Origin of the sequence: Actinomadura terrae, from assembly GCF_022751215.1 — a bacterium.
Classification (GTDB): domain Bacteria; phylum Actinomycetota; class Actinomycetes; order Streptosporangiales; family Streptosporangiaceae; genus Spirillospora; species Spirillospora terrae.
In genome coordinates, this window is the sequence record NZ_JAICDG010000002.1 from 320,879 (window position 1) to 332,797 (window position 11,919).

Below are 11,919 nucleotides of genomic sequence, written 5' to 3' on the forward strand. Positions count from 1 at the left end.
CGCCTTCGCTGAGGAGTCCGGGCAGGTCTCTGGTGGGGGGAGTGCGCCCCCGCAGGCCCCGCCCGAGGAGACCGGCCCGTTCGGCCTGCACGTCGACGCGGCGCTCGCGGCCGACGCCAAGCGCCGCCTCGCCGCCGTGGAGGCGCTCCTGCTGGAGTCGGTCCAGGGGGAGGACGCGCTGCTCACCGAGGCGTCCAAGCACCTGGTCGTCGCGGGCGGCAAGCGGTTCCGCCCGATGCTGGTGCTGCTCGCCTCGCACTTCGGCGACCCCGCCGCGGCCGGCGTCGTCCCGGCCGCGGTGGTGGTCGAGCTGACCCACCTCGGCACGCTCTACCACGACGACGTCATGGACGAGGCGACCGTCCGGCGCGGCCGGGAGTCGGCGAACTCCCGCTGGACCAACACGGTCGCGATCCTCACCGGCGACTACCTGTTCGCCCGCGCGTCCGACCTGCTCGCCGACCTCGGGCCCGAGGCCGTCCGCATCCAGGCCCGCGCGTTCGCGCGGCTCGTCCGGGGGCAGATCCAGGAGACCGTCGGCCCCGCGGAGGGCGCCGATCCGCTCAAGCACTACCTCCAGGTCGTCGCCGACAAGACCGCCTCGCTGATCGCGGTCTCCGGCCAGTTCGGCGCGCTGCTGTCGGGCGCCCCCGCGTCCGTCGTCGACACCGTCACCTCCGCGTGCGAGAAGATCGGCATCGCGTTCCAGCTGTCGGACGACATCCTCGACATCGACTCCGACGCCGAGCAGTCGGGCAAGACCCCCGGCACCGACCTGCGCGAGGGCATCCGCACGCTGCCCGTCCACCACGTCCTCGCGGGGACCGACGAGAAGGACGCCCGGCTGCGGGAGCTGCTCGTCCAGGACCTCTCCGACGACGACGCCCTGCACGCCGAGGCGCTCGCGCTGCTGCGCGCGCACCCCGCCATGGACCTCGCCCGCGCCGACCTGCGCCGCTGGGCCGAGGACGCCCGCGCCGAGCTGCTCACGCTTCCCGACATCCCCGCGCGCTCGGCCTTCACGGGCCTGTGCGACTACGTCGTCTCCCGCACGGGTTGAGGCCTGCTCGTCAGACGCTCTGGGTCTCGGTGAGGCCGCGCGACTTCATCGCGTGCAGGACGAGGTCGATCAGCACCTGCTTGCAGGAGCCGAGCTCGCGCGCGTCGCAGAGCATCACCGGGACCTTCGGGCCCAGGTTCAGCGCGAGCTGGATCTCCTCCAGCTCGTAGGCGCGGGCGCCCTCGAAGCAGTTGACGGCGACGACGAACGGCGTGGACCGGCGCTCGAAGTAGTCGACCGAGGGGAAGCAGTCCGACAGCCGGCGCGTGTCGGCGAGGACGACGGCGCCGAGCGCGCCGAGCGCCACCTCGTCCCACATGAACCAGAAGCGCTCCTGGCCCGGGGTGCCGAACAGGTAGAGGACGTAGTCGTCCCGCATGGTGATGCGGCCGAAGTCCATCGCGACCGTGGTGGTCTTCTTGCGCTCCACCCCGGCCATGTCGTCGATGCCGACGCTCTCGTCGGTGAGCAGCTCCTCGGTGCGCAGCGGCTGCGTCTCCGACACCGTGCCGACCATGGTGGTCTTGCCGACCCCGAAGCCGCCCGCGATCACGATCTTGACCGCGGTGGGGAGCCGGCGGGCGCGTACCTCCCGCCTAGAGGGCCCGGAGTCCATCGATCACCGCCTTGTAGAGCCTGATGTCGTGCATGTCCGCCTCCGGTTCCGGTTCCTGGAGCGAGACGAACCCCTTGTCGAACAGGTCGCCCAGCAGCACCCGCACGGTCGCGACCGGCAGGTCGAGCCGCCCGGTGATCTCGGCCACCGACAGTACCGACTGGCACAACCGGATGATCGCCAGATGCTCGGGGCCGAGCCCGATCGCGCCCTCCGGCTCCGGACCCTCGGCCACCACGAGCGTGATCAGGTCGAACCTGCCGCGGGTCGGCTCGATCCGCCCGCTGGTCATCACGTAGGGCCGCACCATCGGCCCGGTGCCCTCCGCCAAGAGCCTCGGGTCCTGGACGGGCGGCCGCGGCGCCGGCACCGCGGGCGGCGGCTCGTCCCGCCAGGGATCGAGCGGGTGCTCCTCGGGCGGCATCATGAGGTGCGTCCCTCCGCGGCGGCCTCGGTGCGGGCGGGCGAGCTGAGGTGCTGGCCCATCGCGGTCACGAGCATCGCCATCTCGTAGGCGACCAGGCCCACATCGGCCTCCTCGCCGGCCAGCACCGCCAGGCAGGCGCCCTTGCCGGCCACCGTCACCAGCATGAAGGCCGACTGCATCTCGATGATCGTCTGCCGTACCGGGCCGCCGCCGAAGCGGGTCCCGGCGCCCTTGGCGAGGCTCTGGATGCCCGCCGAGACCGCGGCGAGGTGCTCGCCGTCGTCCTGCGTCATGCCCTTGGAGGAGGCCATGAGCAGGCCGTCGGCCGACAGCACGACCGCGCTGCGGGTGTGCGGCAGCCGGTGGACCAGGTCGTCCAGCAACCAGCCCAGATCGGATGAAGGACCCGTCTTCTGCATCACTGGCCTTCCTCGCCTTCCTCTGCGTGACTGCCGAGGGCACCGGATGCGGCAGCGGACGCGGCGCCGGCCGGGGCGCCGTTCGCGGCACCGGCCGCGTCCGTGCGGCCGCGGCGGGTGCCGCGCTGGTACGAGCCCATGATCTGCTTGATCTCCTCGGGCGAGCGGCCGGGATCGTCCTCCTCGTCCGGCCGTCCGGCGGCGTCCGCCTCCCCGGTCCGCAGCGGCTCGGCGAGGTTCGCCTGCGGCACCCGGACGGGCAGACCGGACGGTGTCGTGGAGATGTCGGCCACGGGTGACTGGTCCTCCGCCTCGGTGGTCGGGACTTCGGTGGTGGACGCGTGGTGCCCGCCGGCCACCGCGGCCCGCCGGTAAGACGAAGCCCGCCGGAAGGACGAAGCTTGCCGGTAAGGCGAAGCGACCGGCACACCACCGCGGAGAGCCGTGGCCCCGGCCCGCGGACACGCGTCGCGGATGCGCATGACAACCCGTCCCAACGAGATCGAACGGGACCGTGCCACCGGCCGGTGAAGCTACCGGCGGTCGCGGGGCCCTCGGTGTCCAGGTGTGCGGCGCGGCCGGGCACACGGCCTCGCGGCCGGCTCCCCGCCCTGCGGCCGGGAACACGGCCTCGCACACCGCAGCACCTTAGCAACGCCTGTTCGCCCTAAGGCGTCAATTTTCACTATTTGAAGGGGTTATTTGTGCGGCGACTACTGAGAGCCATGTGGCAAAGTTCACTTAAAAGTTTCAGATAGGTACTTGCGCACCGCGCTCGCTCTCTAACGCGCGAGGTGAAGTGCCGCGAGGACCGTCCCGCGGACAATTGCCCGTGGCAGGTAAAGGTCCTTATCGTGCCAGAGCGGCGGGTCGGACGTCCGGCCGCTGAAGCGTTCCAACCAGGCGCGGCCCCGGACCGCCGCCCCCACCGACGGGATGCTCCGCGACATTCCCGCCATGGCGCCGCGGCCGAGCAGCAACGCCTGCACGGCCTGCGCGGTCTCCTCGGCGGTGCCGTCCCACAGCCCCCAGGAGCCGTCCACGCGCTGGGTGTCCACCACCCAGCGCAGCGCGCGGCGCACCGGCTCCCGGGCCGCCTCGCCGCCGAAGCTCCGCAGCGCGGCGGTCGCGCAGGCCGTCGCGTAGTACGGCGAGACATGCCACCGGTCGGACCAGCTCCCGTCCGGCCGCTGCTGGCCGAGCAGCCAGCTCGCCGCCTTCGCGATGGCGCGCGCGTACCGGGGCGCCGCGGCGGGACGGGACTTCACGTACTGCCCGAACGCGTCGAGCACGTGCGCGTTGGTCGTGACGGAGGCCCCCTGCTCGCCCTGCCAGGTGCAGAAATGCTCGTCCAACTCGAAGGCGAGCAGGCTGTCGGGCTCGTGCGGCGCGCCGAGGAGCGCCAGCGTGTAGAGGGTCACGGCGGTGGTGTCGGCGTCCGCGGGCAGGCCCTCCCCGGCCGGCGTGCCCTCAGGCCCGAGCGCCGCCGCCAGTTCCTTCCGCTGGCCCTCGGGCACCTGGATCGGCACCCCCGCCCGGACCGTTCCGCTCAGCGTCCACGCCTGCTCGAACACGGTGATGGGCAGGCCGCACGGGACGGGCCCGCCGTGGAGTCGCGCGGCCCGTTCGAGGAAGCGGCGCGCCCGGTCGCCCGGCGGCGGGACGCTGCCGCCCAGCCAGGCCGCGGTGGCGGCGGGCGACGCCCCGACCGCGCCGGTGCGCGGCCCCGGCGACACGCTCGCCGATCCCCGCGCCGCGGGCCCGGCGATCTCCAGCGCGTGGACCATCTTCGTGGGGACGCTCCGTCCGGCGGCGATCCGGGCGCGGATCGGTTCGAGGAGCGCGCCGTCCCAGCCGTGGGGGAGGCTTAGCCGGGCCCCGCCCAGCCAGGCGTCCAGGCCGCTGATCGGCGCGGCGTCGAGCGCGGCGAGATGCCCGTTGAGCAGCTCGGTCAGGTACGCCGAGATGAGCTCGATGGCGGGCATGTCGGGGACCGGCCGCCCGCGCCCGCCGGTGAGGAGGGCGTCCGCCGCGCGCAGGCCGCGGTCCGCCGCCCGCGCCAGCACCTGCGGGTCCAGGCCGCTGTCGCGCGCCCGCAGCGACGACAGGACGCCCTCGGTCGCGCTCAGCGTCGGGACGATCGCGTAGCCGTCCCGCGCTCCCCAGCCGCCGTCCTGGCGCTGCGCCGCGAGCAGGAACCGGAGCCGCTCCTCGTGCCCGGTCAGCCAGGGCGCGAGGGACACGAGGCGTCCGGTCTCGTACACCGAGGGGGAGACCTGCCCCCAGGGCTCGCTGGTCAGCCCGGCGACGAGCGCCTGCGCGCCCGCCCTCGTCCGGGCCGCCGCGCCGGTGGCCGGTGCCCGGTCCGCTTCGGCGAGGGCGCAGCCCCCGCCGCGTCCATTGCCGGCCGAGATTTCACCTGTTTCTTCGCCTGCGGTTCCCATCCGGCTACCTCCCGCCAACCGATCGCGGCGCGGTTTTCCAAGGTCCGCCGAATTCGCGCGGGAACCGGCCCTGAGGGGTGAAGCGTTTCAGCCCGCTCTTTCGGCCACGGAACGGCCGGCGCGGGCGCGGGGTGGGTCGGGTCCGGGGTACCTGGCGGGTGCGGAAAGGGGCGATGCCAATGGCTACGGGCATTCTCGGCTGTCCCTCTTCGGATGGGTGGCACATGCTGAGCCGTGGGGAGGCTTGAAGGTGGACGCGCGGACCAGGAGCGGGAGGTTTGTTCGATTATGCGAAGTAAGCGCTGTGTGAGTGGTTCCGCTGAAGTATCACATGATCACTTAACGTAAACAAGGGGCGTTAGGGTAGGAAATCTACCTATTTGCGCGTGATGTAGCTCACTTTGCAAGAGATTCGTCGGTGCGCTACGCGAAAGCTCGACGACTCATTGATGACGCTGAGTTCAAGATCCCGAACACTGGGCAATCAGGGACTGGAACTATCGAATTCCCATTCGACGACACGAGCGCTCAGGAATCGAAAAAGCGGGCGCCCGGAGAATGGTTTACAGGCCGTCGGAAGTGGGGAGAATAGCGGGCCAGGCAAGGCCGTTGGAAACCTTGAACCTGCCGGTGACCGTGCGGGCGCCGCAGCGCGCCGTGATCGTGTAGTGGCCCGGCTTGGCGTCCCGCCGGACGCTCGCGACGCCCTCGCCGTGATCGGCCTTGCCGCGCAGCGCGATCTGCCTGGTGAACGCGGGAGAGACCGCCTCACGCGGCTGCGCGCACCGCGGCACCGACACCTCCACCCGCTGGCCGGGCCGCGCCACGCCCGGCTCGACCGAGATCTCTCCGCGTCCCATGCCGCTGGCCTGTCCCGCCGCGGGCGCCGCGAGCCCCGCGATGACAAGTCCGCTTCCCAACATGGTGACGCTGAGCAGGCGCAACGGGGGACTCCTCGGCCAGGAGGGGATGTGACGTCCGGCACTCTAGTACCTCTAGGCGGCCTCGGACACAGGCTCCGGAATCTGCGGCGCCCGCCGGGCGGCGTTCAGCCCGTCCCAGGTCAAGACAATGAGCGCGAGCCATACCAGAAGGAAGCCCGTCCAGCGGCTCGCGGGCATCTCCTCGCCCTGCACGAGCAGGCCGATGAGGAACTGGAGCGCGGGCGCCAGGTACTGGAGCATGCCGATCATGCTCAGCGGCAGCCGGATCGCCGCCGCGTTGAACAGCATCAGCGGGACGGCCGTGACCAGCCCCGCCGTCGCCAGCAGGACCGCGTGCCCCGTGCCCGCGTGCCCGAACGCCGCGTCGCCGCGTCCTTCCAGGACCAGGCTGACCACGAGCGCGGGCACGAACATCGCCGCCGTCTCCACCCCCAGGCTCTCGGCCGAGGGCATGGCGGCGAACTTCTTCAGCAGCCCGTACGTCCCGAAGGAGAACGCCAGGATCAGCGCGATCCAGGGCGGCTCCCCGTAGTCGGCGGTCAGCAGCACGACCGCCGCCGCACCGAGCCCCACCGCACCCCACTGCCAGGCCCGCAACCGCTCCCGGAAGACGACGACGCCGAACACCACACTGATCAGCGGGTTGATGAAGTACCCGAGAGCGCCCTCGATCGTCCGCCCGCTGTTGACCGCGTAGATGAACACGCCCCAGTTGACGCTGATCGTCACAGCGGCCAGCGTCAGCAGTCCGATCCGCCGCCGCCCCAGCGTCCTGATCCAACCCCAGTTCCGCTTGACCGCGAGCACGACCGCCACCGTGACCAGCGACCACATGATCCGGTGGGCCAGGATCTCGGCCGCCCCCGCCGGCTTGAGAAGCGGCCAGTACAGCGGAAACAACCCCCACAGGGCATACGCCCCGACTCCGCACAGTACGCCCCGTTTCACGCCCCGCACGATAGCAGCGCGGTAATCACCCACCACCACTCAGGCTCATGTCGCCGAGGCCGAGCTACATTGGATCGTATGTTCGCGAAGACCCAGCTGGTCACCCCGGAGAACGCCCTCCCGGGCAGGGACACGCCACTCCCGGTCCCGCCCCGCCACGAGGTCCTGGACGCACCCCTGGCGCCGCCCTTCCCCGCCGGCACCGAGATCGCGGAGTTCGCCCTCGGCTGCTTCTGGGGCGCCGAGCGCCGCTTCTGGCAGACCCCCGGCGTCGTCTCCACGTCCGCCGGCTACGAGGGCGGCCACACCCCGAACCCCACCTACGAAGAGGTGTGCAGCGGCCTCACCGGCCACACCGAGACCGTCCGCGTCGTCTACGACCCGTCGAAGGTCTCCTACGACGACCTCCTCCGCGTCTTCTGGGAGTCCCACAACCCCACCCAGGGCATGCGCCAGGGCAACGACGTCGGCACCCAGTACCGCTCCGCGATCTTCTACCGCACCGACGCCCAGCGCGCGGCGGCCGAAGCGTCCCGCGACGCCTACCAACCCGTCCTCACCGCCGCCGGCCACGGCCCCATCACCACCGAACTGACCCCCGCGACGACCTTCTACTACGCCGAGGACTACCACCAGCAGTACCTCTCCGACACGAAGAACCCGAACGGCTACTGCGGCCTAGGCGGCACCGGCCTCTCCTGCCCCGTAGGCGCCGCCGGCACCACTAGCTGATCCAGCACCCGAGCTGACTCCGCGGCCTGCGATGTTGTAGACACCCGCGATGGGCTCGCCTCGCCTTCGCGGCCGCGGCGTTCTACGTCGATCTACTCGCTGACCAGGGGTGTTGCTAGGGGAGCCGTACACGCGTCAGCTCCACGGCAAGTTGCGAGAGTTGCGCTTCTATCTCGGTACCGAGGCCGTGCGAGTGACCTACTGGATCGCTCCGGGCAAGCGGTTCATCCTGCTAACGGTCTTCCACGAGACGCGTATGCGAGAAGTGGAGCGGGCTCGCCGGGCATTGCGGCTGTGCGTGGCCGAAGCGCACATGGTGGACGCTGGGGAGGGGAGAGGTCGATGGGTGGCCGGTCCGACTGGGGTGAGCTGCGGGAACGCCGCATGGGCGAGCCCGGCGCCGTCGAGGCCTACGCCGCTACTCGCGTGGCCTACGAGCTGGGACGTACCGTCCGCTCCCTGCGTGAGGAGCGTGGGTGGAGCCAGAGGGAGTTGCAGGGGCAGCGGAGATGACGCAGTCCGCCGTGGCCAGGTTTGAGACCGGCGGCACTATCCCGACTCTGCTCGTACTCGAACGGCTGGCGAAGGCCCTCGGAGCCGAACTCGTCGTCCAGCTACGGACCCCCGCCGCATGACCTGAGCGTTCCGGCGGTGGTCGGGGCGGGTCAGACTTTCAGCCAGTCCACGGGGGAGGGGCGGTCGGCGCTGGCGGTCTTGCACAGGGTCGGGATGTGGGAACCGTCGCTGGAGACGACCTTGGCGGGGCCGGTGGCGCTCGCGGCGGTGGCCACGACGAGGGCGTCGATCACGCACTCGTGGCCGGAGAGCCCCGTGGAGTCCAGCAGGGCGGCGGCCGCGTCGGCGATGTCCTCGGTGACGGGGACGATCGTGAGCCTGGAACGGAGCCATGCCAGCCGTTTGCCCGCCCGGTCGGCGCGGCGTTGTTCGGCGACGGTGACGGCGCTGATCACTGGCATGAACTCCTGGCGCACGGCGAGTTCCAGACGTGCGGTCATGCGCCGGTCGTCGTCGGCGAGGAGCGACAGCCCCTGGGCGTCCAACACGAAGGCGGGGCCGACGAGGGGCGAGCCGGTCACTCGCCTCGCCACGCGAACTCCGCCTCGGCCAGTTCCTCCGGCGTGAACTCTCCGTGCCGCGCGACGTGATCGTCGACGATCTCCTGTGCCTTGAGCAGGGAGAGATGGCGCTCGGCCGCGGCGTCCAGGAACTCGGAGAAGCCACGCGCGCCGGTACGGGCCTCGATCTGCTCCACGACGGACTCGCGGAGGGTGACCGACTTCTTGACGGTCTTGCCGTAGCGTCCGCCGGTGGCTCGGCGGACCCTTCGCCCGGGGGAGCGCTGCTCCGGGTCACGGGTGTCTGCCATGGTCCAACTGTACTACTGAAAGTAGGATAGTTGTGGGGGCGGCGCTGGGGGGCGCCGCCCCTGGGTCAGGTGGTCAGGGATTTTGAGTCGGGGATCTGGTGGACGGGGGTTCGGGTCTCGGATTGGCGGCGGTCGCCGTTGGTCCATTGGAAGGCCCATTCGGCGGACATCAGGGCGCCCTCCTGCCAGCCGGGGAGGGGGGAGACCTGGTCGCCGATCACCAGGAACCTGTTGTTGCCCTGGGGGTAGATCAGGGTTTGGTAGATGCGTTTGTGGTCGGGGATTTCGGGGTCCCAGTGGGCCCAGCCGTGCTGGATGTAGGGGACCTTCTGCCAGGCGATGGAGATGGCCTTCTCGTCGGGGACGATGGCGCGGCTGAGGAATTCCTGGTGGAGTTTCGCGCCGGCCTCGCGGGCGGTGGCCAGGCGTTGGAGGTGGGTCTGCTCGCCCAGTTGGCGGCCGGCGTCGTAGGAGGAGTAGGCGCCGGTCAGGGTGGCCTTGCCGGGGGCGAAGCAGTCGTTGGAGGGGTAGACGATCTGGCGGGCGAGGTTGCCGAGCCAGCTGATGCCGCCGTAGATCTGGTAGCGGTCCGACTCCCAGAAGCGCTGGCTGACCTGCCAGCCGACCTTGACGGCGCCGGAGTTCTGCGCGTTCTCGACCGCCCAATTGAACTCGGGTGAGAAGCCTTCGAGGTGGACGCGCTGCCGCAGCACCGGTATCGGGATGCTGCTCAGGCAGTGGTCGAAGGTCTTGTCGTGCGTTCCGTCGGCGTCCCGCCAGGAGACGCGGACGTTGTCGTCGGTGAGTTTGATCGCGTGGACGGGTGCGTTCAGTGTGATGATTCCGGCGGGCACGGTCTTCGCGATGGAACGGACAATGGCGTCCATGCCGCCGACCGCCTGGAACATCGAGTTCTGCCAGACGATGTCGTCGCCGCGGAAGAACTGGTCGTTCCAGAACTCGCTTTCCAGTAGGGCGATGAGGGGCAGCGGGGCGACGCCCTCGGCGGCCTGCGGGACGCCGAGGGGCTTGGCGAGGCCGGAGCGGGTGGAGCCGTTGAAGGCGTGGTCGGTCTTGTCGAGCTGGCCGAACTCCGTGAGGAGGATCAGCAGTTTCTCGCGCTGGGAGTCGGTCAGCTTGTCGCTGTCGAGCAGGCCCTTCTTGACGGCGGCGGCCGCGTATTCGGCGACGTATCCGCGGGTGTCGAAGGCGATCTGGCGGTAGGTCCTGCTCGCCTTCTGGAAGGCCTTGTCGGTCTGGTAGAGGTTGGCGGTCGACTGCATGATGTAGGGCTCGAGCGGAATGTGGAACCGGCGGCAGAGCGCGAACACGCGCTGGTGCTGGTGGGAGAGCCGGCTCGGCCCGATGTTGAGGTAGAGGCCCTGGTCGAACTGGCAGGTCAGGGTGTGGGACGAGCCGTCCGCCCACACTTCGGTGATCGTGTCGCCGCGGCGCAGCGTGCGGGCGCGGCCGTTGGTGCGGTCCTGGGCCTCCAGGACGGTGACCGCGTAGCCGGCCTGGTGGAGTTTGACGGCGACCGTCATTCCGCTGACCCCCGCGCCGAGGACGGCGACGGACCTGCCGCTGGCCTTTCTGGTGGGCGGGGTGAAAAGGCCGGTGGGCGCGGGTTCGGCATGGGCGGGGAGTGCGCCGGTCATGACCTGGAGCAGGCCGGCGGAGGCCGCCATGCCCAGGAAATTCCGGCGTGAGGACCCCTTGGCTGAATTCTCCATTGTGTTCTCCTTGGGAGCGAAACCGACGAGGTGCGGTAGGGCTGCCGGAGGAGGTCGGGGGCGAGGCATGGGGGCGGGTACCTATGGCGCGGTTCGCGTCGCGGGCATGCGCGCAGGGTACGGGGCGCGGGTGGTCCGAACCATGGGCGCGGACGGAAGCGGCCACGTCCTGGCAGCCTTTTCCTCGCCTTGAAGTCGACCGTTTTCGGTCTTCGGTTGTATGGAGTTCTTGTTACCGGAGTTCGCAGCGGGGGCGCCGGGGCGACCGTGTTCAGGGTGGCTGTGGATTTCCGGTCAGGGGCCTATGGGCGAGATTGGCCGTAGATGTGGACGCGCTGGCTGCGGTAGGTCGTGTCGCGGAGGTGCGTGTGGCCGATCCGGGTCGCGACGGCGATGGAGCGGACGTTGGACGGCAGGATCACCGAGATCACCTCGTCCGCGCCGAGCTCGGTGAAGCAGTAGGCGACGGCGGCGCGGCCCGCCTCGGCGGCGTAGCCCTTGCCCCAGTGGTCGCGGGCCAGGCACCAGCCGACGCCGAGGCCGGGGAAGCCGTGCGGGCGCCAGGGGCCGGCGCGTCCGGCGAAGCGTCCGGTGGACTTCTCGACGATCGCCCAGTGCGAGTAGCCGCGGATCTCCCGGTGGCCGATGAAGGTGGCGAGGCTGCGCCAGGCGTCGGCGGGGGACGTGCCGACGGATTCGGCCAGCCCGCCCGTGACGTCCGGGTCGGCGAGCATCGCCGCGTAGTCGTCGAAGTCGTCGCCCGTCAGCGGCCGCAGCAGCAGCCGTTCCGTCTCCACCACGCTCATGATCACAGTGTGCACGGGCCGTCAATGGCGCAGAGCCTCCCCTTGGTGGGAAGGCCCTGCGTTTCGCGCTTTCCGCGGGAGGCGGAGTATGTCTCTAGCGGTGGACGGTGCGTTCGTCAGTACGGCAGGAGGCGGCCCGAAGGCGTCCTCAGGTCGGGCGGGCTCGGTTGACGTGGGGGCTTGGGGCTCTTGATGAGCTGCTGCCGTGCCATGGTGATCATCTCCCCCGTCGGGCCGGGTGTTAACCCGTTGATCGAGCCGATGTCGCCTGCACTTGTACGACGCGCCAGCTGTACGTGAGGTTCGCCGAGCTTTTGCTCCAACTCTGCCCTTTCGACCGAATTTCGCTTGCGGAGCGTGGTCAAAGGCGCGTGGCCGATCACGGTCAGGAGACGGTTCACGG

At 70.6% G+C, this 11,919-nt stretch carries 16 protein-coding genes; 4 read left to right on the plus strand and 12 right to left on the minus strand.

All coding sequences use genetic code 11. From position 1 onward, the window contains the following. The first annotated feature begins 85 nt into the window (after positions 1-85). Positions 86-1,060, plus strand: a complete 975-nt coding sequence (locus tag K2F47_RS11590; protein WP_242905906.1) for a polyprenyl synthetase family protein — start codon at positions 86-88, stop codon at positions 1,058-1,060. A gap of 10 nt (positions 1,061-1,070) precedes the next feature. Here the strand turns inward: K2F47_RS11590 and K2F47_RS11595 are convergent, their stop codons facing one another. From K2F47_RS11595 to rarD, 7 genes are all read right to left on the minus strand, one after another. Next, positions 1,071-1,676, minus strand: a complete 606-nt coding sequence (locus K2F47_RS11595; RefSeq protein ID WP_242902880.1) for a GTP-binding protein — start codon at positions 1,674-1,676, stop codon at positions 1,071-1,073. Then, a complete protein-coding gene (locus K2F47_RS11600) occupies positions 1,657-2,103 on the minus strand; it encodes a DUF742 domain-containing protein (RefSeq protein ID WP_242902881.1) in 447 nt (148 codons plus the stop codon). The genes K2F47_RS11595 and K2F47_RS11600 overlap by 20 nt, the downstream gene beginning before the upstream one ends. Further along, positions 2,100-2,522, minus strand: coding sequence for a roadblock/LC7 domain-containing protein (locus K2F47_RS11605; protein ID WP_242905908.1), 423 nt, complete (start codon positions 2,520-2,522; stop codon positions 2,100-2,102). Before K2F47_RS11605 ends, K2F47_RS11600 begins: the two co-directional genes overlap by 4 nt. Beyond that, positions 2,522-2,815: a hypothetical protein gene (locus K2F47_RS11610; protein ID WP_242902882.1), complete on the minus strand. Its 294-nt coding sequence runs from the start codon at positions 2,813-2,815 to the stop codon at positions 2,522-2,524. Before K2F47_RS11610 ends, K2F47_RS11605 begins: the two co-directional genes overlap by 1 nt. Positions 2,816-3,304: 489 nt before the next feature. After that, positions 3,305-4,966, minus strand: coding sequence for a prenyltransferase/squalene oxidase repeat-containing protein (locus tag K2F47_RS11615; protein WP_242902883.1), 1,662 nt, complete (start codon positions 4,964-4,966; stop codon positions 3,305-3,307). 563 nt (positions 4,967-5,529) lie between these two features. Further along, the gene (locus K2F47_RS11620; protein ID WP_242902884.1) at positions 5,530-5,910 is read right to left on the minus strand and encodes a hypothetical protein; all 381 of its coding nucleotides are present in this window, start codon (positions 5,908-5,910) and stop codon (positions 5,530-5,532) included. A 51-nt stretch (positions 5,911-5,961) separates the two neighbouring features. Beyond that, positions 5,962-6,867 (minus strand): EamA family transporter RarD, encoded by a 906-nt coding sequence (gene rarD, locus K2F47_RS11625; RefSeq protein ID WP_242902885.1) that lies wholly within the window; start codon positions 6,865-6,867, stop codon positions 5,962-5,964. A gap of 69 nt (positions 6,868-6,936) precedes the next feature. On the opposite strand from rarD, the gene msrA reads away from it, so the two are divergent. From msrA to K2F47_RS41325, 3 genes are all read left to right on the plus strand, one after another. After that, positions 6,937-7,590, plus strand: coding sequence for a peptide-methionine (S)-S-oxide reductase MsrA (gene msrA, locus K2F47_RS11630; RefSeq protein ID WP_242902886.1), 654 nt, complete (start codon positions 6,937-6,939; stop codon positions 7,588-7,590). A 109-nt stretch (positions 7,591-7,699) separates the two neighbouring features. Next, positions 7,700-8,128, plus strand: coding sequence for a type II toxin-antitoxin system RelE/ParE family toxin (locus tag K2F47_RS41320; RefSeq protein WP_308198401.1), 429 nt, complete (start codon positions 7,700-7,702; stop codon positions 8,126-8,128). Then, complete coding sequence (locus tag K2F47_RS41325) at positions 8,100-8,225, plus strand: helix-turn-helix domain-containing protein (protein WP_308198402.1); 126 nt, start codon at positions 8,100-8,102, stop codon at positions 8,223-8,225. The genes K2F47_RS41320 and K2F47_RS41325 overlap by 29 nt, the downstream gene beginning before the upstream one ends. Before the next feature lie 30 nt (positions 8,226-8,255). Here K2F47_RS41325 and K2F47_RS11645 read toward each other — a convergent pair whose 3' ends face one another. The 5 genes from K2F47_RS11645 to K2F47_RS11665 all read right to left on the minus strand — a co-directional run bounded on the left by K2F47_RS11645 (position 8,256) and on the right by K2F47_RS11665 (position 11,917). Then, on the minus strand, positions 8,256-8,699 hold the full coding sequence (locus tag K2F47_RS11645) for a PIN domain-containing protein (protein ID WP_242902887.1): 444 nt from the start codon (positions 8,697-8,699) through the stop codon (positions 8,256-8,258). Further along, a complete protein-coding gene (locus K2F47_RS11650; RefSeq protein ID WP_242902888.1) occupies positions 8,684-8,977 on the minus strand; it encodes a hypothetical protein in 294 nt (97 codons plus the stop codon). The genes K2F47_RS11645 and K2F47_RS11650 overlap by 16 nt, the downstream gene beginning before the upstream one ends. Positions 8,978-9,042: 65 nt before the next feature. After that, the gene (locus K2F47_RS11655) at positions 9,043-10,710 is read right to left on the minus strand and encodes a flavin monoamine oxidase family protein (RefSeq protein ID WP_242902889.1); all 1,668 of its coding nucleotides are present in this window, start codon (positions 10,708-10,710) and stop codon (positions 9,043-9,045) included. A 302-nt stretch (positions 10,711-11,012) separates the two neighbouring features. Beyond that, complete coding sequence (locus K2F47_RS11660; RefSeq protein ID WP_242902890.1) at positions 11,013-11,516, minus strand: GNAT family N-acetyltransferase; 504 nt, start codon at positions 11,514-11,516, stop codon at positions 11,013-11,015. 116 nt (positions 11,517-11,632) lie between these two features. Beyond that, a complete protein-coding gene (locus K2F47_RS11665) occupies positions 11,633-11,917 on the minus strand; it encodes a hypothetical protein (RefSeq protein WP_242902891.1) in 285 nt (94 codons plus the stop codon). Positions 11,918-11,919: the final 2 nt, after the last annotated feature.

Excerpts from the sequence above, each read along its gene's own strand:
- K2F47_RS11595 (WP_242902880.1), bottom strand. The coding sequence starts at position 1,676 with ATGGACTCCGGGCCCTCTAGGCGGGAGGTACGCGCCCGCCGGCTCCCC.
- K2F47_RS11600 (WP_242902881.1), bottom strand. The coding sequence starts at position 2,103 with ATGATGCCGCCCGAGGAGCACCCGCTCGATCCCTGGCGGGACGAGCCG.
- K2F47_RS41325 (WP_308198402.1), top strand. The coding sequence starts at position 8,100 with ATGACGCAGTCCGCCGTGGCCAGGTTTGAGACCGGCGGCACTATCCCG.
- msrA (WP_242902886.1), top strand. The coding sequence starts at position 6,937 with ATGTTCGCGAAGACCCAGCTGGTCACCCCGGAGAACGCCCTCCCGGGC.
- K2F47_RS11655 (WP_242902889.1), bottom strand. The coding sequence starts at position 10,710 with ATGGAGAATTCAGCCAAGGGGTCCTCACGCCGGAATTTCCTGGGCATG.
- K2F47_RS11605 (WP_242905908.1), bottom strand. The coding sequence starts at position 2,522 with ATGCAGAAGACGGGTCCTTCATCCGATCTGGGCTGGTTGCTGGACGAC.
- K2F47_RS11615 (WP_242902883.1), bottom strand. The coding sequence starts at position 4,966 with ATGGGAACCGCAGGCGAAGAAACAGGTGAAATCTCGGCCGGCAATGGA.
- K2F47_RS11660 (WP_242902890.1), bottom strand. The coding sequence starts at position 11,516 with ATGAGCGTGGTGGAGACGGAACGGCTGCTGCTGCGGCCGCTGACGGGC.
- K2F47_RS11650 (WP_242902888.1), bottom strand. The coding sequence starts at position 8,977 with ATGGCAGACACCCGTGACCCGGAGCAGCGCTCCCCCGGGCGAAGGGTC.